Here is a 19,998-nt window from a genome sequence, read left to right on the forward strand (position 1 = left end):
TTCGTTTTGGTGCGGCTTATAACCCTGCCGGGCGCGGAACCTCGACGTAGTCGCCATCGATCTGGCGCTGATAGTAGTGTCCCTGCTGGACATAGAAGCGTTTACCGTTGAAGTCCAGTACCCGCATATCGTCGCTGACGCGGCGCTCTTCAGGTGGCTCCACCACCACATACTCCTCGCCGTGGCGCTGATAGTAATTACCGTTAAGCAGGTAGTAAGTCAGGCCGCCAATCAGTACTGCCGTGGCGGCTTCAGGCAGGAAGCGCACCGGACCGGGGCCGCCCCAGTGAGGGCCAGGACCGCCGTGTGGGCCCCATCCGCCAGGATGGGCAAAAGCGATAGCCGGGGTTAACAGGGTTAACGCCAGCAGTGAGGCGATAACTTTTTTCATCGGGCATTCTCCTCATAAGACTCCACGCAGAATTGGCTTTTTACCGGCTAATGACAAGCGCTAAAGCGGCGAATTTTCGCCTGTTTACCACGCTTAACGCTTTCTTAACGACGTCGCCATCAAGCGGGGAAATTATGGAGAGAGGAAGGCGGGAGAGGAGAAGAGAACCTGGCGCAGGCGCGCCAGGTTTAACCAGGATTAACGATGTGCCAGTTCGGCGTGTTCATCGCTTTCCAGCACGCGCTTATCGGTCAGACCTAACCAGCGGCTGGTCAGGGAACCTGCCGTCATCGAGCCATTGACGTTCAGCGCGGTACGGCCCATATCGATCAGCGGTTCGATGGAGATCAGCAGTGCGACCAGCGTCACTGGCAGGCCCATCGCGGGCAGCACAATCAGCGCGGCAAACGTAGCACCGCCACCGACACCGGCCACGCCGGCAGAGCTCAGCGTTACAATCCCGACCAGCGTGGCGATCCACAGCGGGTCAAACGGATTGATGCCGACGGTTGGCGCAACCATCACCGCCAGCATGGTCGGATAGAGACCGGCACAGCCGTTCTGACCAATCGTGGCACCGAAAGAGGCCGAGAAGCTGGCAATCGACTCCGGTACGCCAAGGCGACGGGTCTGCGTCTCGACGCTCAGCGGAATGCTGGCGGCGCTGGAGCGGCTGGTAAAGGCGAAGGTAATCACCGGCCACACTTTGCGGAAGAAACGCATCGGGTTAATGCCGTTCACCGACAGCAGCAGCGCGTGGACGCCAAACATAATCGCCAGGCCAAGATAAGAGGCAACCACGAAGCTTCCCAGTTTGATGATGTCCTGCAGATTCGAACCGGCCACCACTTTGGTCATCAGGGCCAGCACGCCGTAGGGGGTCAGCTTCATCACTAAACGGACCAGCTTCATCACCCACGACTGCAGCGTGTCGATCGCGACCAGCACACGCTGACCTTTGACTTCATCATCTTTCAGCAGTTGCAGCGCGGCCACACCGAGGAAGGCCGCGAAGATGACGACGCTGATGATCGACGTCGGGTTAGCGCCGGTGAGATCGGCAAACGGATTTTTCGGAATAAAGGAGAGCACTAGCTGCGGCACGCTCAGGTCAGCGACCTTACCGACGTAGTTGCTCTGAATGGCGCTCAGACGCGCCGTTTCCTGCACGCCCTGCACCAGACCTTCAGCGCTCAGACCAAACAGGCCGGTGACAAATACGCCGACCAGCGCGGAGATAGCGGTGGTAAACAGCAGCACGCCGATGGTCAGTACGCTGATTTTACCCAGCGAGGAGGCGTTATGCAGCCGGGCAACCGCACTCAGAATTGAAACAAACACCAGCGGCATCACCACCATCTGCAGCAGCTGAACATAGCCATTACCGACGATGTTAAACCAGCTGATGGAGGTTTTAACCACCGCGCTGTTTTCACCGTAAATCAGCTGCAGCACCAGGCCAAACAGCACGCCGATCACCAGACCGGTCAGCACTTTCTTTGACAGGCTCCAGTTGTTGCGGCTAAAGCGCGAGAGCAACACCAGCAGCACCACAAAGGCGACGAGGTTAAGCGTTAAGGGAAGGTCCATACTGAAACTCCAGAGTAATGCGGCTTTCCGCGTCGGGAAAACCGCATAATGTTAATCACGAATTAAGACTGCGGGAATGTTAGCAGCAGGAGAGGGTGCAGACCTTATATCCAAATGGAATGCTTTATAACTTATTGCCTGAATTTGTTGGTTTAATGCGCAGTCTGGCTGGAAATGAGCCGGCCAACACCGTTTTGCAGGGTATCGAACAGCTGAGCCGGCCAGCCGTTTGCACCAAACGAAGGCATACCCACCGGGAACCACAGCGCATAGCCGACCAGTCCGAGGCATAGCGCTCGCTCAAGCTGGTTACCTTTCTGACTTTTCAGAATAGGGAGACGGAAGCGCCAGCGGCAGGGCCACAATAATGGGACGCCTGCCGGCGTCAGCATATCGGCGACAATATGACTGAGATAACCCAGCGTCAGCCCCTGTAACACATCGGCCGGAATCGGGGACTCTTTGGGCAGATTGATCTGGAACAGCCACAGCCCGGCGGCGACCGCCAGCAAACTGTGGGTAAAGCCGCGATGACCAAAGGCGCGCGCAATCGGATGAGAGAGCCAGCGCAGCCGCTGTCCCAGCACCGACTTCGGGTGATCGATGTCGGGCAACAGGCAGGTCAGCAAGGCTGATGGAACGAGATGCCACCAGTCTGCCTGCGCCAGCACTGGCGTAAGTTCAGCACGTTTGGCAAATATGGCGCTCGCAATGGCGAAAATGATATGGCCCTCGGCCGTCATGATGGAACCTGGCTGCAAAGAAAACTGTCGATGCATCCAGTATAGGGATTTATCCAGTGAATGAGAACATGTGACGCTGTAACGAAGCGTTAATAATTACGCATTAAAGGCGGACAAGCATCGCGCATTGCCCGCCAGATTGATCAGCGTGCCAGCCAGCCGCCATCTACCGCCAGCGTATAGCCGTTAACATAGTCAGACGCGGCGGACGCGAGGAACACCACCGGCCCCATCATGTCATCCGGCACGCCCCAGCGACCTGCCGGAATACGGCCAAGTATCTCTTCGCTGCGTGCCTCGTCGCTGCGTAACTGTTCGGTGTTATTGGTCGCCATGTAGCCGGGCGCAATGGCGTTAACGTTAATGCCATGCTTCGCCCACTCGTTGGCCATCAGACGGGTCAGCCCCATCACGGCACTTTTTGACGCGGTGTAAGACGGAACGCGAATCCCGCCCTGGAAGGAGAGCATCGACGCGATGTTAATGATCTTGCCGCCGTTACCCTGGGCAATAAACTGCCGGGCGACCTGCTGTGACAGAAAGAACAGACTTTTGCTGTTGAGATTCATCACATCATCCCAGTCCTGTTCGCTGAAATTGAGTGCATCCTCGCGTCGGATAATCCCGGCGTTATTCACCAGAATGTCGATTTTACCGGCTGCGGCCAGCGCCTGCTCAACCACTGAGCCGACCACCTCCGTTTTCATCAGATCCGCCTGTATCGGCCAGAAACGGCGGCCCAGCGCTTCTACTTTGCTTTGGGTCTCGTCCGGACCGTCGCGGTTAACGCCGACAATGTCGCATCCCGCCTGCGCCAGGCCCAGCGCCATACCTTGTCCTAAACCGGTGTTACAGCCGGTCACCAGCGCCACTTTACCTTCCAGGCTAAACGCATTCAGTACCATGATATTTCTCCTCTGCTCAGCGCAGTTCGCTGATTTTGACGTGGTCCATGTCATCAAAGACCTGATTTTCGCCCACCATGCCCCAGATAAAGGTGTAGCGCTGCGTACCAACACCCGCATGGATTGACCAGCTGGGCGAGATCACCGCCTGCTCGTTATGCACCAGCAGATGACGGGTTTGCTGCGGCTCGCCCATCATGTGGAATACCGCGCTCTCCTCGCTCATGTCGAAATAGAAATAGACCTCCATGCGGCGTTCATGGGTGTGACACGGCATGGTGTTCCACAGGCTGCCTTCCTCCAGTTTGGTTAAGCCCATAGTGAGCTGACAGGTGGGAAGGACATCCGGCACGATAAATTTATTGATGGTGCGGCGGTTAGAGGTGGCGGGATCGCCGAGCGTGGCGGTAGCCGCTTCCTGTAAGGTGATTTTTTTATCCGGGAAGGTCGCGTGTGCCGGGGCGCTGTTGTAGTAGAACTTCGCTGGCTGCGCCGGGTTCAGGCTGCTGAATACTAAATTACGCGCGCCTTTGCCGACATAGAGCGCCTCTTCATGGCCGATTTCCCAGCGCTTGCCATCCACTTCCACCAGGCCTGGCCCGCCAATGTTGATCATGCCCAGTTCGCGGCGCTCAAGGAAATAGCTGACCCCCAGCTGTTTGCCCATCTCATCGCCAATGGTGACCGGGTTATTCACCGGCATCACGCCACCGATAATGATGCGATCGATATGGCTGTAGGTCAGGGTGTAGTTATCGGCAGTAAAAATATTCTCAATCAGAAACTGGCGACGCAGCGCGTCAGTGTCCAGCTGTCTGGCGTGATCACTGTGAATGCTTTGACGAACGTCCATCTCAGGCCTCTCTGCAGATCAGGTTAAGCATGCCCCGGAACAGGGACTGTTCGGGCATCTTAGGCAGAGTGGGATATGAATTCAATAAAAATGAAACGTTGTTTTATTTATTTGCGGAGTAGATCAATAGCCGGTGATGGCGTTGAAACTGCCCGCCTGATGGCGGGCGGTGATTAGCCTTGTAAATCAGCCAGCGTGAGACGGGTCAGATCGTCCAGTCTGACATCGGCCAGCGACCAGCGCGGATCGTTACGATGCTCCGCGGCAGGCACCACAATTGAACGCATCCGTGCTGCCTTGGTGGCAATCATGCCATTGAAGGAGTCCTCCAGCGTGACGCAGTTCAGCGGATCGATCGCCAGACTGCTGGCCGCGTTGAGATAGACCTGAGGATGCGGTTTGCTGTAGGGCAGCGCTTCCGCCGAGGAGAGCACGTCGAAATAGTGGCGCAAATTAAATATCTCCAGTACCCGTTCCAGCATCGCCAGCGGTGAGGCAGAGGCGAGACCGATTTTCAGGTTGTGCTCCCGGCAGAGTTGCAGCGCGCGTTCAACGCCGGGCAGCAACGGACGCGTCTCTTCGACCAGCGCCATCGCCCGGGCAATGATCCGTTGCGTCACCTCCTGCTGGCTGGGTCCGTGCCACGGCAGGGTTTCATACCACATGCGCACCGTCTGATCGATGCGTAAGCCCAGAGTGTCAGGCATTTCGCTGCGACGAGAGAGGTCGACATCCAGCGTGGAAAAAATATCCATTTCAGCCTGGTCCCACAGCGGCTCTGAATCAATCAGTAATCCATCCATGTCAAACAGCGCGGCGAGAACGGGGCGGTGATAGGGCATCTGAGGTCTCCTTATACAGTTTGGTCTACCTTAGCATGTTCAGCCGGTCCCGGGTCGACGGGCAGCGCGTCACGCTTTATTTGGGAAATTTCGCCATTGGCAGGTAGACTTACAGCAAATTGGATTCCGGGTTCAGGAGATATCATGACCTATCAACAGGCTGGCCGCATCGCCATCCTCAAGCGTGTGGCTGGCTGGGTGATTTTTTTACTGGCGCTACTCTCAACCATTATTTCTGTGCTGAGCTTTATGTTTAAGCACAGTGAGAAGCAGCCTGGCATTGATGCCGTAATGCTCGATTTTGTTCATGTGATGATCGATATGATCCGGTTTAACACCCCGTTCCTTAACTTCTTTTGGCATAATTCGCCGGTGCCGGAGTTTAACGGCCAGATGAACCCAGGCTTCTGGCTGATCTACATTCTGATTTTTGTCGGGCTGGCGCTGGAGTCGTCAGGGGCGCGGATGGGCCGTCAGGCGCGTCACGTCAAAGAAGGCATTGAGGATCAGATGATTCTGGAGCAGGTTAAGGGCAGTGAAGGGCGCACGCGTCAGCAGCTGGAAGAGAAGGTGCGGGTGCCGCGCCACACCATTTTCCTGCAAATTTTCCCGCTTTACGTGCTGCCGATAGTGATTGCCGTCGCTGGCTACTTCGTGCTGTCGCTGCTCGGCTTTATCTGAGCCGGTCAGGCCGGTCTGGCCTGACGAGCCGCCAGCGCATCTTCATCCAGCAGCTGACCAATGGCGAACTGGGCGTCGCCCAGCCAGTGGCCGCCAAACACGTTGGCCCGGTTTAGCAGATAATAAAGCTGGTATACCGGCTGCCGCTGCGAAAAGCCATCCGGCAGCGGCCAGACGGTGTGATACCCCTCGAAGATCTGGCGTGGCAGATCCGGGAACCAGTTTAGCATTGCTAAATCGCATTCCCGGTCGCCCCAGTAACAGGCGGGATCGAAAATCCACGGTCCCGCTGCGCTGCCTGCGCAGTTAGCGGGCCAGAGATCGCCATGCAACAGGGAAGGCTGGGGATGATGTGATGCCAGCACCCGCTGCACACAGGCAATAATCAGCTCGGTGTCGCCATACTGAATGCCTTTTTCCGCCGCCAGCTGCAGTTGCCAGCCGATGCGTTGTTCCGCAAAGAAAACCGACCAGCGTCGTAGCCAGCTATTGGGTTGCGGGGTGGTGGTGATGTTGTTGTCGAAGTCGAGCCCGAACTGGGTTTGCTCACTCCACTGATGCAGATGCGCCAGCTGCTGTCCCAGCTGAAAGGCACTCTGCTGATCAAGCGGCTGCGGCTCGATATATTCCAGTAGCAAAAAGCTCTCTTCGCGATGATGCCCGACACCGTACACTTTCGGCACGGTGACGGTCTGGGTGCGCGCCAGCAGGGCGAGCTGATCGGCTTCCCAGGTAAACAGCGACAGCATCTCGCGACTGTTGCATTTCACAAAGACGTCATGATCACCGTAGCGGATACGCCAGGCGGGATGGACATCGCCACCGGGCAGGGCGTGGCGTTGAGTGATTTCGGCGTTGCCTAACTGCTCGCTTAACAGACGACTAATGGCTGACCACATCGGGCTATCCTCGTTATTCGCTGCGTAAGTTCGATTGTAGCGCGTAAATCTTCACCAAAACCAGCGCTGACGCACCCTTTATTCTGCAGGTGAAGCGGCAGGGCGATGATCGGCTGCGTCGCGCAGGTACTGCTCAAAGGGAGTCACGGTCACCTCTGGCTTTTGTCCCAGCGCGCTTTCACCCGCTGACGTCACCTGCTCTCTGAGATCCTCCTCATCCAGCGTAGTGACAATGCCAAAACTGTTGGTTCCCAGCTCATGCGGGTGTCCATCGTCATCTGTCAGGGTGGTGGTAAATCCGGCGGCGGTCATGGCGCCGGTCAGCTCAAGAATGTCACTCAAGCCAGACTCCTGATAGCGCAACGTCACAATATAACGGCTTAAAGAATGGTTGCTCATCATTCACCTCAGGGTAGAGAAACTGAACTGAGCGTAGACCATGCTGAAAAAATGAGCGAATTATGAAGGGGATAATGAAAGCTCAACCACGGTTGAAAAGTAAAATTCTGTCAACCGCAGCCGGTAACGATCTGAAAAATCTTGTCGCGCAGCGGCTGTATTTTCGATTGCGCACCACTATAATGCGCCGCGTTAATCAGATGAGTCCCAATTAACATGCGGTTTCAGAGCAATACCACGCATTTCGAGCGAGTTAATAATATTTTACAAAACTTACCGTAAATTGCGTTGATTGCCGGGCAAAACGCTTCAGACTCTCCGTTTTTTAAACTGTCGCACGGATCACATTTAATGAAAGCCTTTAACAAGCTGTCTGCTGTACTTTTGCTCTCCGCCGGAGCGTTTTGCCACCAGGCACTGGCCGATAATGCCGTATTCACTTCCATGGATGACCCTTCCACGGCGAAAAAACCGTTCGAAGGTTCTGCTGCTGCGGGTTACCTGGCGCAAACCGGTAACACCACCAGTTCATCCATGACTGCTCAGACCAACATGACCTGGTATCAGTCATCGATGGCATACAGTTTGTGGGGCAACGCCGCCAACACCTCTTCAAATGATGAGCGCTCGTCCGAGACCTACAATATCGGCGGCCGTTCACGTTATAACCTCAACGCCTATGACTACCTGTTCGGTCAGGCGAGCTGGTTAAGCGATCGCTTCAACGGCTACGATTCCCGCGACGTGCTGACCGCCGGTTATGGTCGTCAGATCCTGAACGGTCCGGTGCATTCACTGCGCGCGGAATTTGGTCCGGGCGTACGCTACGATGACTTCCATGATGGCGGCCACGAAACGAAAGCGCTGGGCTACGGTGCTATCAGTTACCAGTGGCAACTGACCGATACCACCAAATTCGTGCAGGGCGTTTCCGTGCTGAGCAGCTTTGGCGAAGACACCACCGTCAACTCAGAAACCGGCCTGCAGGTGGCAATCAACAGCCACTTCGCGCTGAAGCTGGCTTACAACGTCACCTGGAACAACAATCCGCCAGAATCTGCGCCGGATCGTACCGATACCAAAACCTCTATCATGCTCTCATACGCGATGTAAGCGGCTTTTCCATCGCAGCAGCTGCGGCGGCCTGACAACGTGTCAGGCCGCTTTTTTTTGATCTCTCCGAGGCTTAGCGAAAACGGCATGGGTTTTTCTCGCCGGGGAAAACTGCTATCATCTGTTCCGCACTGCAATCCTGGCGACATTCCGACACTGTGGGTCAGACATTACGCCAGGTCATTAAATTTACACGACGTTGCATGTAGGCTTTCGTGTGGCTTACCACTGCAATTAAGGATATGAAATGCCTGTAATTACGCTTCCTGATGGCAGCCAGCGAGTTTTTGATCGCCCTGTCAGCGTTATGGATATCGCGCTGGACATCGGCCCGGGATTAGCAAAAGCCTGCATCGCAGGTCGCGTCAATGGTGAACTGGTTGATGCTGTCGATCCCATCACTGAAGATGCTGCCGTTGCGATCATCACGGCCAAAGATGAAGCGGGCCTGGAGATTATTCGTCACTCCTGCGCGCACCTGTTAGGGCATGCGATTAAGCAGCTGTGGCCGGACACTAAAATGGCGATCGGCCCGGTGATTGATAACGGCTTCTATTATGATGTTGATATCGACCGCACCCTGACCCAGGAAGATATCGACCTGCTGGAAAAACGCATGCATCAGTTGGCTGAAACCAACTATGACGTCGTTAAGAAAAAAGTCAGCTGGCAGGAAGCGCGCGATGTCTTCGCCGCGCGTGGTGAAGTCTACAAGACCACCATCCTGGATGAAAATATCAGTCATGATGATCAGCCTGGCTTGTATCATCACGAAGAATATGTCGACATGTGCCGCGGTCCGCACGTGCCGAACATGCGTTTCTGTCATCATTTTAAGCTGCAGAAAATCTCCGGCGCCTACTGGCGTGGCGACAGCAACAATAAAATGCTGCAGCGTATTTATGGCACCGCATGGGCAGACAAGAAACAACTGGCAGCCTATCTGCAGCGCCTGGAAGAGGCGGCGAAGCGCGACCATCGTAAGATTGGTAAGCAGCTTGACCTCTACCACATGCAGGAAGAAGCACCAGGCATGGTCTTCTGGCATAATGACGGCTGGACCATTTTCCGCGAGCTGGAAGTGTTCGTCCGCAGCAAGCTGAAAGAGTATCAGTACCAGGAAGTCAAAGGTCCATTTATGATGGATCGCGTGTTGTGGGAAAAAACCGGACACTGGGAAAACTACAAAGAAGCGATGTTCACTACCTCTTCAGAGAACCGTGAATATTGCATCAAGCCGATGAACTGCCCAGGCCATGTACAGATCTTTAATCAGGGTCTGAAATCATACCGTGACCTGCCGCTGCGTATGGCCGAGTTTGGTAGCTGTCACCGTAACGAGCCATCAGGTGCCTTGCACGGTCTGATGCGCGTTCGTGGCTTTACCCAGGATGACGCACACGTCTTCTGTACTGAAGAGCAGGTACGTGACGAAGTGAACAGCTGTATCCGCATGGTCTATGACATGTACAGCACCTTCGGCTTTGAAAAGATTGTGGTGAAGTTATCTACCCGTCCTGAGAAGCGTATCGGCACGGATGAGATGTGGGATCGTGCCGAGGAAGATCTGGCGGCCGCGCTGAACGAAAACAATATTGAGTTTGAGTTCCAGCCAGGCGAAGGTGCGTTCTACGGTCCTAAAATTGAGTTCACATTGTACGATTGTCTTGATCGCGCCTGGCAGTGCGGAACCGTTCAGCTAGACTTTTCCCTGCCAAAACGCCTTGAGGCAACCTACGTGGGTGAAAACAACGATCGTCAGACGCCAGTGATGATTCACCGTGCGATTCTGGGGTCAATGGAGCGTTTCATCGGTATTCTTACCGAAGAATTCGCCGGTTTTTTCCCAACCTGGCTGGCACCGCTGCAAGTCGTGGTAATGAATATTACCGATGGACAAGCAGAATATGTTGAGTCTTTGACGCGTAAGCTGCAGAATGCTGGCATTCGTGTGAAGGCAGACTTGAGAAATGAGAAGATAGGCTTTAAAATCCGCGAGCACACATTACGTCGCGTCCCTTATATGCTGGTCTGTGGTGATAAAGAGGTGGAATCTGGCAAAGTTGCCGTTCGCACCCGCCGTGGTAAAGACCTTGGGTCGCTGGATGTCGATGTGTTTGTTGAGAAACTTCAACAAGAGATTCGCAGCCGAAATCTTCACCAATTGGAGGAATAAAGTATTAAAGGCGGAAAACGAGTACTACCGACGCGACCGAACAAAATCAACAGTGAAATCCGCGCGACTGAAGTGCGCTTAACAGGCATGGATGGCGAGCCGATTGGCATTGTCACATTACGCGAAGCTTTGGAAAAAGCCGAGGAATCGGGTGCTGATCTGGTTGAGATCAGCCCGAATGCCGAACCGCCGGTTTGCCGCATTATGGATTACGGCAAGTTCCTCTATGAAAAAAGCAAATCTTCTAAGGAACAGAAGAAGAAGCAAAAAGTTATTCAGGTTAAGGAAATTAAATTCCGTCCTGGAACCGATGATGGCGACTATCAGGTCAAACTACGCAACCTGATTCGCTTTCTGGAAGAAGGCGATAAAGCCAAAATCACGCTGCGTTTCCGCGGTCGTGAGATGGCGCACCAGCAGATCGGTATGGAAGTGCTTAACCGCGTCCGTAAAGACCTGTGTGAAGATCTGGATTTGGCCATTGTCGAATCCTTCCCTTCGAAGATCGAAGGCCGCCAGATGATCATGGTGCTCGCTCCTAAGAAGAAACAGTAGGCTTTCAAGTAGCATTGACCGCGCAGCGTTCGCGCTGTGCGGTTTTCTGTTCGCCTGTCTGGGTCATGTTATCAACAATGCGAAGTGGATATTTTTTAAAATGCCAAAGATTAAAACTGTACGTGGCGCGGCTAAGCGCTTCAAGAAGACCGCTTCTGGCGGCTTCAAGCGTAAGCACGCAAACCTGCGTCATATTCTGACCAAAAAATCTACTAAGCGTAAACGTCACCTGCGCCCTAAAGGCATGGTGTCTAAAGGCGATCTGGGTCTGGTTATTGCCTGCCTGCCATACGCATAAGTAAATTTTTTCATTAATTCAGAATATTAAACAGGAGAGCTAAATGGCTCGTGTAAAACGTGGTGTAGTTGCTCGCGCACGTCACAAAAAAATCTTAAAACAAGCTAAAGGCTATTACGGTGCACGTTCACGTGTTTACCGCGTTGCCTTCCAGGCTGTTATCAAAGCTGGTCAGTATGCTTACCGTGACCGTCGTCAACGTAAGCGTCAGTTCCGTCAGCTGTGGATCGCGCGTATCAACGCAGCGGCACGTCAGAACGGCATGTCTTACAGCCGTTTCATCAATGGTCTGAAAAAAGCAGCCATTGAGATCGACCGTAAGATCCTGGCTGACATCGCCGTATTCGACAAAGTGGCATTCTCTGCACTGGTCGAAAAAGCGAAATCAGCACTGGCGTAAGCCGGATGAAAAAGGGAGCTTGCTCCCTTTTTTATTGCCTGTAACTCGCGCAAAAGATTGACATTTTCATCGCAACGCATTTCAATAGTGCCCTCATGGTTCATGACAAGGTAACCGCAAGCATGAATGCTGCTATTTTCCGTTTCTTTTTTTACTTTAGCGCCTGACATTCGGGGGCTTTTGCGCATAAGAAGAGAAACGAAAAATCGCGCTGAAAGCCTCCCTCGTGGAGGCTTTTTTGTTTCTGGCGCTAGCATATTGGACCGGCAGGTCCCAACGAGAACTGACCAGCCTGACTGGAAAAAGAGGAAACTATGTCCCAACTCGCAGAACTGGTGGCCAACGCCACGGCGGCCATCGACGGGGCGACAGATATCGCCGCCCTTGACGCGGTGCGCGTCGAATATCTGGGTAAGAAAGGCCATCTGACCCTGCAGATGACCACCTTACGTGAGCTGCCAGCCGACGAGCGTCCGGCAGCCGGTGCGGTGATCAACGAAGCGAAACAGCAGGTCACTGAACGTCTGAATGCCCGTAAAGATGCGCTGGAGTCTGCGGTACTGAACGCGCGTCTGGCCGCCGAAACCATTGATGTTTCACTGCCTGGCCGGCGGATTGAGAATGGCGGACTGCATCCGGTGACCCGCACTATCGATCGTATCGAAACCTTTTTCGGCGAATTGGGTTTCGCGGTGGTGACAGGCCCGGAAATCGAAGATGACTACCATAACTTTGATGCACTGAATATTCCCGGACATCACCCGGCGCGTGCCGATCACGATACCTTCTGGTTCGACGCCACGCGACTGCTGCGTACCCAGACGTCAGGCGTGCAGATCCGCACCATGAAAAATCAGCAGCCGCCGATTCGCATCATCGCGCCAGGCCGTGTCTACCGTAACGATTACGATCAGACCCACACGCCGATGTTTCATCAGATGGAAGGGCTGATTGTCGACAAAAATATCAGCTTCACCAATCTCAAAGGCACGCTGCACGATTTCCTGAACAACTTCTTCGAAGAAGATTTGCAGATTCGTTTCCGTCCCTCCTATTTCCCGTTCACCGAGCCTTCAGCGGAAGTGGATGTGATGGGCAAAAACGGCAAATGGCTGGAAGTGCTGGGCTGCGGCATGGTGCATCCAAACGTACTGCGCAATGTGGGTATCGATCCGGAAGTTTACTCCGGCTTCGCCTTTGGCATGGGTATGGAGCGTCTGACCATGCTGCGCTATGGCGTCACCGATCTGCGTGCATTCTTCGAAAACGATTTACGTTTCCTCAAACAATTTAAGTAAGGGCAGGTTATCCAATGAAATTCAGTGAACTCTGGTTACGCGAATGGGTAAATCCAGCCCTGGACAGCGCGGCGCTGTCTGAGCAAATCACCATGGCCGGTCTGGAAGTGGATGGCGTTGACCCGGTCGCGGGCGCGTTTCACGGCGTGGTAGTGGGTGAAGTGGTTGAGTGCGGCCAGCACCCGAACGCCGACAAACTGCGCGTCACCAAAATCAACGTTGGCGGCGATCGCCTGCTGGATATCGTCTGTGGCGCGCCAAACTGCCGCCAGGGCCTGAAAGTCGCCGTAGCAACGGTGGGTGCCGTGCTGCCGGGTGATTTCAAAATCAAAGCGGCAAAACTGCGTGGCGAACCGTCCGAAGGGATGCTCTGCTCCTTCTCCGAGCTGGGCATTTCCGACGACCACAACGGCATTATCGAACTGCCAGCGGACGCGCCGATCGGGTCTGACATCCGCGACTATCTGCAGCTGAATGATAACACCATCGAAATCAGCGTCACGCCGAACCGCGCCGACTGTCTGGGCATCATCGGTATTGCGCGTGATGTGGCGGTACTGAATGGCCTGCCGCTCACTATGCCTGAGATCACACCGGTCGCGGCCACCCTGAGCGAAACCTTCCCGATTCGCGTCGATGCGACCGATGCCTGCCCGCGCTATCTGGGCCGCGTCGTGAAAGGCGTCAACGTCACGGCGGCTACTCCGCTGTGGATGAAAGAGAAGCTGCGCCGCTGTGGTATTCGCTCTATCGACCCGATCGTCGATATCACTAACTATGTGCTGCTGGAGCTGGGTCAGCCGATGCATGCCTTTGATCTCGACCGCATTGATGGCGGGATCGTGGTGCGGATGGCGAAAGAGGGCGAAACCCTGACGCTGCTGGACGGCACCGAAGCCACGCTGCAGAGCGATACCTTAGTGATCGCCGATCACCATAAAGCGCTGGCGATGGCCGGTATTTTTGGCGGCGAGCATTCCGGTGTGAACAGCGAAACGCAAAATATCCTGTTTGAGTGCGCCTTTTTTGATCCGCTCTCGATTACCGGCCGTGCGCGTCGTCATGGCCTGCATACCGATGCGTCACATCGCTATGAGCGTGGCGTAGACCCGGCACTGCAACATATGGCTCTGGAGCGTGCGACTGCGCTGCTGTTAGAGATTTGTGGTGGCGAAGCGGGACCGATCATCGATCAGACTCAGCAGGCTGCGTTACCGCCGCAGGCTACCATCACTCTGCGTCGTGAGAAGCTGGACCGTCTGATTGGTCACGTCATCCCGGATGAGCAGGTGACCGATATTCTGACCCGTCTCGGTTGTCAGGTCAGCGTGGCTGAAGGCCAGTGGCAGGCGGTTGCGCCGAGCTGGCGTTTTGATATGGCGATTGAAGAAGATCTGGTTGAAGAAGTCGCCCGTATCTACGGCTACAACAACATTCCGGACGTGCCGGTTCAGGCTGGCCTGGTGATGACGAAGCACCGCGAAGCGAACCTGTCGCTGAAGCGTGCCAAAACTCTGCTGGTCGACAAAGGCTATCAGGAAGCGATCACCTACAGCTTCGTTGACCCGAAAATCCAACAGCTGCTGCATCCGGGTGAAGAGGCGCTGCTGCTGCCAAGCCCGATCTCCAGCGATATGTCGACCATGCGTCTCTCTCTGTGGACCGGTTTACTCAGCGCGGTGGTCTATAACCAGAACCGTCAGCAGAGCCGGGTGCGTCTGTTTGAGAGCGGATTACGCTTTGTGCCAGATACTCAGGCCGATCTCGGCATCCGTCAGGATCTTATGCTGGCTGGCGTACTGAGCGGCAACCGCGCGGAAGAGCACTGGGATCTGGCGCGCCAGACGGTTGACTTCTATGATTTAAAAGGCGATTTAGAATCGCTGCTCGATTTAACCGGCAAACTGGATGACATCAGCTTCCGTGCTGAAGCCAATCCGGCGTTGCACCCAGGACAGAGCGCTGCGATTTATTTGCATGATGAACGAATCGGATTTATCGGAGTGGTTCATCCTGAGCTGGAACGTAAGCTTGATCTCAATGGCCGCACCTTAGTCTTTGAACTGCTTTGGAATAAGGTCGCAGACCGCGTCCTGCCTGATGCGCGCGAGATTTCACGCTTCCCGGCGAACCGTCGTGACATTGCCGTTGTGGTGGCTGAAAACGTCCCTGCAGCAGATATCATCGCGGAGTGTAAGAAAGTTGGCGTAAATCAGGTAGTTGGCGTAAACTTGTTTGACGTGTACCGCGGTAAGGGCGTTTCTGAGGGTTACAAGAGCCTCGCAATCAGCCTGATTTTGCAGGATACCAGCCGGACACTCGAAGAAGAGGAGATTGCCGCGACCGTTGGCAAATGCGTTGCGGCATTAAAAGAGCGATTCCAGGCAACCTTGAGGGATTGAACCTATGGCGCTTACAAAAGCTGAAATGTCAGAGTACCTGTTTGAGAAACTCGGGCTGAGCAAACGCGATGCGAAAGAGTTGGTAGAGCTGTTTTTTGAAGAGGTACGCCGCGCTTTGGAAAATGGAGAACAGGTAAAACTGTCTGGGTTTGGTAATTTCGACCTGCGCGACAAAAACCAGCGTCCTGGCAGAAACCCGAAAACGGGGGAAGATATTCCGATTACTGCGCGTCGCGTAGTAACCTTCCGCCCAGGGCAGAAGCTGAAAAGCCGCGTAGAGAACGCCACACCCAAAGAAACTGACTGATTTCAGCGTTTCAAAAAGGCCGCGCAAGCGGCCTTTTTTTATTACCCCGTTTTCACCACCGCCCGCCGCTATCGCCACACGATTTACCGCTCAGCCTGACGGCTTCACTGCCAGCCTTTCTTTTTTCTGCAATCCCTCTACAATCAAATCTCTGTTTTCTCAGCTAATCCTGCTTATGTCTCTGCTAGACCAGCTTGCTCACCAGGCCGACCGCCGCAGCCAGAAATGGCTGGTGGGACTGAGTATTGCGCTGCTTGCGCTGCTTGTTGTCAGCCTGTGCGCCGGCGACAGCTGGATTGCGCCTTCGCGCTGGCTGAGTGATAGCGGCCGGCTGTTTGTCTGGCAGTTGCGGCTGCCGCGCAGCCTGGCGGTGGTGCTGGTTGGCGCCTCGCTGGCGGTGTGCGGCGTGGTAATGCAGGCGCTGTTTACTAATCCGCTGGCAGAGCCAGGACTGCTTGGCGTCTCGAATGGCGCCGGGATCGGGCTGGTACTCGGGGTCCTGCTCGGCAGCGGATCGCTGTGGAGTCTGAGCCTCGCCGCGATGGCTGGCGCGCTGATCGTTACCCTGATTCTGCTGCATTTCGCCCATCGCCAGCTTTCTGTGACCCGGCTGCTGCTGACCGGCGTTGCGCTGGGCATCATCTGCAGCGCCATCATGACCTGGGCCGTCTACTTCAGTACCAGTCTCGACTTACGTCAGCTGATGTACTGGATGATGGGCGGGTTCAGCGGGATTGACTGGCGCTACGGCTGGATGATGCTGGGCATATTGCCGGTGATGCTGGCGCTGAACGGCAGCGGCCGGATACTGAATCTGCTGGCATTGGGCGAGACCTCGGCGCGGCAGCTCGGCCTGTCGCTGTTCTACTGGCGCAATCTGCTGGTGCTGGCGATGGGCTGGCTGGTGGGCGTCAGTGTGGCGATGGCGGGAGCCATCGGCTTTGTCGGGCTGGTGATCCCGCACCTGCTGCGCCTGAGTGGCATCAGCGATCACCGCTATCTGCTACCGGCATCTGCGCTGGCCGGTGGCAGTGTGCTGCTGGGTGCCGATATTATCGCCCGTCTGGCGCTGACCGCTGCAGAATTACCGATCGGCGTGGTGACCGCGACCCTCGGGGCGCCGCTGTTTATTGCGCTACTGCTGAAATCTTCACGCTAGCCTCGGCTGGTTATTTAACATCCACGATAGGAATCCAGAATGAGCATTTATCAAACTGAACTGGTTACGCTTGATGGGGAAAAAACCACGCTGTCACAGTGGCAGGGCAAGGTGCTGCTGGTGGTCAATGTGGCGTCGAAATGCGGTCTGACACCGCAGTATGAGGAGCTGGAAAATCTGCAAAAAGCCTGGCAGGACGACGGTTTCAGCGTGCTGGGCTTTCCCTGCAATCAGTTTCTTGAGCAGGAGCCGGGCAGCAGCGAGGAGATCAAAACGTTCTGCAGCACCACTTATGGCGTGACGTTCCCGATGTTTGAGAAGACAGACGTCAATGGTGAGCATCGTCATCCGCTCTATGCGCAACTGGTGGCGGCACGGCCCGACGCGGTGCGTCCGGAAGGCAGTGGCTTCTACGAGCGGCAGGTGAGTAAGGGGCGCGGCCCGAAAGCGCCAGGCGATATCCTGTGGAACTTTGAAAAATTCCTGATTGGCCGTGATGGCACTATCATTCAGCGCTTTGCGCCCGATATGACGCCAGAAGATCCGATTATTCTGGAAACCATCAAGCAGGCACTGGCAAAGTAAATGCTGCTCCGGCTGAAACAGGTGGCCGTCTCCGGACGGCTACTGCCGTTTAGCAGTACGCTGGATACCGGGCAGTTGCTGCATCTGGCGGGTCCGAACGGGGCCGGCAAGAGCACCTTACTGAGTGTGATTGCGGGTCTGCAAGCCGCTGACGGCAGCGTTCTGCTGGATGAGCGTCCGTTAAGTGAATGGAACGGCAAGGCGCTGGCACGGGTGCGTGGCTGGCTGCCGCAGCAGCAGTTACCGCTCAGTCAGATGCCGGTCTGGCACTATTTACGCCTGCATCTGCAACCGGATGATGCCCGCGCCGATGCGCGACTGGCAACGCTGCTCCAGCGTCTGCAGCTCGATGATAAGTTATCCCGTCTGCTGAGCCAGCTGTCAGGTGGCGAGTGGCAGCGCGTCCGGCTGGCGGCGGTCTGTGCTCAGATCGATCCGCAGATCAACCCGCAAGGCCGGTTACTGATACTCGATGAACCGTTAACGGCACTGGATCTGGCGCAGCAGAAAGCGGTGGACGATCTGATTGCCGGGCTGTGTGCTGCGGGCATCAGCGTGATCGCCAGCAGCCACGATCTCAATCACAGCCTGCAACGGGCCGATTGCGTCTGGCTGATGCATCAGGGCGAAGTTGTCGCCCAGGGAACGCCCGCGGCCGTGCTGACTCCGGCGCAGCTGACCCCGCTGTATCAGATTGCGTTTCGCCAGCTGGAAACAGAAGGGCGCACACTGCTGATGGTACAGTCCTGACACTTGCCACCCGGCGCGCTTTCCCGCTACATTAAGCCGGTCGTAACTTCTGATAAGGACATTTGGCGATGCGCCTGGCTTTGCTGATTTTAGTTCTGCTACTGACGGGATGCAGTCATCACGCGCCGCCCATTAATGGCCGTCTTTCCGATTCGATCACCGTGATTGCAGAGCTGAATGACCAGCTTGGCAACTGGCGAGGCACGCCTTATCGTTATGGCGGTATGAGCCGCAACGGCGTTGATTGCTCCGGTTTTGTCTATCTCACCTTCCGCGACAAATTCGCGCTGCAACTGCCCCGTACCACGGCGGCGCAGAGCGATATCGGTACGCGCATCAGTAAAGATGAACTGCTGCCTGGCGATTTAGTGTTCTTTAAAACCGGCAGAGGCGAAAATGGCCTGCACGTCGGAATTTACGATACCGACAACGCCTTTATCCATGCTTCAACCAGCCAGGGCGTGATCCGCTCTTCACTGGATAATGTCTACTGGCGCAAAGTGTTCTGGCAGGCGCGGCGCATTTAATCGCAGCCTGCAGAGGCTGACTTAAGTCCAATTTTAAATAGACCGGAACCCGCCGGTAAAAGTTTTATTTAAAATGATATTTATCCCGCCGGGATTTAATTAATCATAATAAGTGCACCTTTATTTCCATTAATAACCGGGTTTTGATTGGCACTATTTGGCTTAAGCGTGATTACCCGGCCGCAAACGGCGGTGGAAGGGTAAAGAAGTCCATCTCTTCAATGATTTGGTCCTATTGCCTGCGTGTATCCATTCAGATAGGATATAACCATCGCCGCTTATTCTGGCAGTAGAAATGAAAATTCACTTATCGGCCGACTATCAGTCGGAAATTTGGTTCTATCCTGCCTGTGATGTTGATGGGCGGCTGACCGCTGTCGAGCTGGTAACCCAGTTTGTGCATGAGAGTGCACCTATCACTCTGCCGCAGGACCTGCTGCTGCCACAGCTGGACAAATCGCAGCAGTTGCGGCTGTTACAAAGTCAGATCGGTTTACTGGAACAGAATCGCGCGCTATTTGATTCGCACGTGATTTCTGCATTAATTCGTATTGACGAAGGGATGGCCCACACCCTGCTGGAAAATGAATTACTGATGCGGAAAATAAAACAGCTGCCCTTTGTGCTGCTGGATATCACTGAAACGTTTCCGCAACTTAAACTGGGCAGAAATAATCCGTTGCTGCAGAGCCTGAACGCTGAATTTAATTTATCGCTTTCGCATTTTGGTGCCGGGAAATCACCTGCCAATGCGGTTTACGATAATTTGTTTACCTGCATCAGTCTTGATAAGGGATTTATTCATTCGCTGGCCAAACGGGCTTCGTTCGTCCCCTTTATTCAAAGCATTGTCGATAACTTCCGTTCTCACTGCGATCAGATCATTATTTGTGGCATAGACGACGATCGCCTGCTGGATAAAGCCCTGCAACTTAACGGCGTGCATCTGCAGGGCGCGCTATTCCCGGTGGTTAAATCCGATGCGTTGTCTTCGCTGGTTTGCGCTGACAACCGCGTGCCTTCCTCTTTGCATCCAGGCTGATGCGACCTGTTTAATCCCCGATATCAGCGTTACACTGAAGGTTTTAGCTGAACGACGTATCGCTGAGCGTCGCATGGGAGAAA

The 19,998-nt window shown here is 54.9% G+C and carries 23 protein-coding genes and 1 other annotated feature; of the genes, 15 read left to right on the top strand and 8 right to left on the bottom strand.

All coding sequences use genetic code 11. The features are described from left to right. Positions 1 to 16: 16 nt before the first annotated feature. The 6 genes from WFK59_RS04190 to hxpB all read right to left on the bottom strand — a co-directional run bounded on the left by WFK59_RS04190 (position 17) and on the right by hxpB (position 5,324). Positions 17 to 391: a DUF6515 family protein gene (locus WFK59_RS04190; RefSeq protein ID WP_031375683.1), complete on the bottom strand. Its 375-nt coding sequence runs from the start codon at positions 389 to 391 to the stop codon at positions 17 to 19. A gap of 198 nt (positions 392 to 589) precedes the next feature. After that, entirely contained in the window at positions 590 to 1,981 is a 1,392-nt protein-coding gene (locus tag WFK59_RS04195; RefSeq protein ID WP_233984493.1) for an L-cystine transporter, read from the bottom strand. A gap of 152 nt (positions 1,982 to 2,133) precedes the next feature. Continuing rightward, a complete protein-coding gene (locus tag WFK59_RS04200) occupies positions 2,134 to 2,724 on the bottom strand; it encodes a metal-dependent hydrolase (protein ID WP_233984492.1) in 591 nt (196 codons plus the stop codon). A 143-nt stretch (positions 2,725 to 2,867) separates the two neighbouring features. Then, positions 2,868 to 3,629: a 2-dehydro-3-deoxy-D-gluconate 5-dehydrogenase KduD gene (gene kduD / locus WFK59_RS04205; RefSeq protein WP_233984491.1), complete on the bottom strand. Its 762-nt coding sequence runs from the start codon at positions 3,627 to 3,629 to the stop codon at positions 2,868 to 2,870. Positions 3,630 to 3,645: 16 nt separating this feature from the next. After that, on the bottom strand, positions 3,646 to 4,482 hold the full coding sequence (gene kduI, locus WFK59_RS04210) for a 5-dehydro-4-deoxy-D-glucuronate isomerase (protein ID WP_336755090.1): 837 nt from the start codon (positions 4,480 to 4,482) through the stop codon (positions 3,646 to 3,648). A 173-nt stretch (positions 4,483 to 4,655) separates the two neighbouring features. Then, complete coding sequence (hxpB, locus tag WFK59_RS04215) at positions 4,656 to 5,324, bottom strand: hexitol phosphatase HxpB (protein ID WP_336755091.1); 669 nt, start codon at positions 5,322 to 5,324, stop codon at positions 4,656 to 4,658. A 144-nt stretch (positions 5,325 to 5,468) separates the two neighbouring features. On the opposite strand from hxpB, the gene WFK59_RS04220 reads away from it, so the two are divergent. Beyond that, entirely contained in the window at positions 5,469 to 6,005 is a 537-nt protein-coding gene (locus WFK59_RS04220) for a YniB family protein (protein WP_233984488.1), read from the top strand. Positions 6,006 to 6,010: 5 nt separating this feature from the next. On the opposite strand, the gene WFK59_RS04225 is transcribed toward WFK59_RS04220, so the two are convergent. Both WFK59_RS04225 and ghoS read right to left on the bottom strand, forming a co-directional pair. Next, complete coding sequence (locus WFK59_RS04225; RefSeq protein ID WP_233984487.1) at positions 6,011 to 6,904, bottom strand: fructosamine kinase family protein; 894 nt, start codon at positions 6,902 to 6,904, stop codon at positions 6,011 to 6,013. Between the two features lie 78 nt (positions 6,905 to 6,982). Continuing rightward, a complete protein-coding gene (ghoS, locus tag WFK59_RS04230) occupies positions 6,983 to 7,303 on the bottom strand; it encodes a type V toxin-antitoxin system endoribonuclease antitoxin GhoS (protein WP_233988189.1) in 321 nt (106 codons plus the stop codon). Between the two features lie 351 nt (positions 7,304 to 7,654). Between ghoS and WFK59_RS04235 the strand changes: the two genes are divergently transcribed. The 14 genes from WFK59_RS04235 (at position 7,655) to WFK59_RS04300 (ending at position 19,915) form a co-directional block, all read left to right on the top strand. After that, complete coding sequence (locus WFK59_RS04235; RefSeq protein WP_233984486.1) at positions 7,655 to 8,416, top strand: DUF481 domain-containing protein; 762 nt, start codon at positions 7,655 to 7,657, stop codon at positions 8,414 to 8,416. 247 nt (positions 8,417 to 8,663) lie between these two features. Then, complete coding sequence (thrS, locus tag WFK59_RS04240) at positions 8,664 to 10,592, top strand: threonine--tRNA ligase (RefSeq protein WP_233984485.1); 1,929 nt, start codon at positions 8,664 to 8,666, stop codon at positions 10,590 to 10,592. A gap of 3 nt (positions 10,593 to 10,595) precedes the next feature. Further along, positions 10,596 to 11,147 (top strand): translation initiation factor IF-3, encoded by a 552-nt coding sequence (gene infC, locus WFK59_RS04245; RefSeq protein WP_094120302.1) that lies wholly within the window; start codon positions 10,596 to 10,598, stop codon positions 11,145 to 11,147. A gap of 100 nt (positions 11,148 to 11,247) precedes the next feature. Further along, the gene (rpmI, locus tag WFK59_RS04250; protein ID WP_004157374.1) at positions 11,248 to 11,445 is read left to right on the top strand and encodes a 50S ribosomal protein L35; all 198 of its coding nucleotides are present in this window, start codon (positions 11,248 to 11,250) and stop codon (positions 11,443 to 11,445) included. Positions 11,446 to 11,488: 43 nt separating this feature from the next. Beyond that, positions 11,489 to 11,845: a 50S ribosomal protein L20 gene (gene rplT, locus WFK59_RS04255; RefSeq protein ID WP_003853267.1), complete on the top strand. Its 357-nt coding sequence runs from the start codon at positions 11,489 to 11,491 to the stop codon at positions 11,843 to 11,845. Positions 11,846 to 11,962: 117 nt separating this feature from the next. Continuing rightward, positions 11,963 to 12,088, top strand: a sequence feature (Phe leader region). Continuing rightward, complete coding sequence (gene pheM, locus WFK59_RS04260) at positions 11,968 to 12,012, top strand: pheST operon leader peptide PheM (protein WP_106120997.1); 45 nt, start codon at positions 11,968 to 11,970, stop codon at positions 12,010 to 12,012. (Overlaps the previous feature by 45 nt.) Before the next feature lie 71 nt (positions 12,089 to 12,159). After that, the gene (pheS, locus tag WFK59_RS04265) at positions 12,160 to 13,143 is read left to right on the top strand and encodes a phenylalanine--tRNA ligase subunit alpha (RefSeq protein WP_094120303.1); all 984 of its coding nucleotides are present in this window, start codon (positions 12,160 to 12,162) and stop codon (positions 13,141 to 13,143) included. 14 nt (positions 13,144 to 13,157) lie between these two features. Continuing rightward, entirely contained in the window at positions 13,158 to 15,545 is a 2,388-nt protein-coding gene (gene pheT / locus WFK59_RS04270) for a phenylalanine--tRNA ligase subunit beta (RefSeq protein WP_336755092.1), read from the top strand. A 4-nt stretch (positions 15,546 to 15,549) separates the two neighbouring features. Next, the gene (gene ihfA / locus WFK59_RS04275) at positions 15,550 to 15,852 is read left to right on the top strand and encodes an integration host factor subunit alpha (RefSeq protein WP_003853259.1); all 303 of its coding nucleotides are present in this window, start codon (positions 15,550 to 15,552) and stop codon (positions 15,850 to 15,852) included. A gap of 175 nt (positions 15,853 to 16,027) precedes the next feature. Continuing rightward, entirely contained in the window at positions 16,028 to 17,011 is a 984-nt protein-coding gene (btuC, locus tag WFK59_RS04280) for a vitamin B12 ABC transporter permease BtuC (RefSeq protein WP_233984483.1), read from the top strand. Positions 17,012 to 17,050: 39 nt separating this feature from the next. Further along, the gene (locus WFK59_RS04285) at positions 17,051 to 17,596 is read left to right on the top strand and encodes a glutathione peroxidase (protein ID WP_233984482.1); all 546 of its coding nucleotides are present in this window, start codon (positions 17,051 to 17,053) and stop codon (positions 17,594 to 17,596) included. Continuing rightward, a complete protein-coding gene (gene btuD / locus WFK59_RS04290) occupies positions 17,597 to 18,346 on the top strand; it encodes a vitamin B12 ABC transporter ATP-binding protein BtuD (RefSeq protein WP_336755093.1) in 750 nt (249 codons plus the stop codon). Between the two features lie 68 nt (positions 18,347 to 18,414). Then, entirely contained in the window at positions 18,415 to 18,873 is a 459-nt protein-coding gene (locus tag WFK59_RS04295; protein ID WP_233984480.1) for a C40 family peptidase, read from the top strand. Positions 18,874 to 19,168: 295 nt separating this feature from the next. Further along, entirely contained in the window at positions 19,169 to 19,915 is a 747-nt protein-coding gene (locus WFK59_RS04300; RefSeq protein ID WP_336755094.1) for an EAL domain-containing protein, read from the top strand. Positions 19,916 to 19,998 lie beyond the last annotated feature (83 nt).

This window comes from Pantoea sp. USHLN298 (genome assembly GCF_037149395.1).
Lineage (GTDB): Bacteria > Pseudomonadota > Gammaproteobacteria > Enterobacterales > Enterobacteriaceae > Pantoea > Pantoea astica.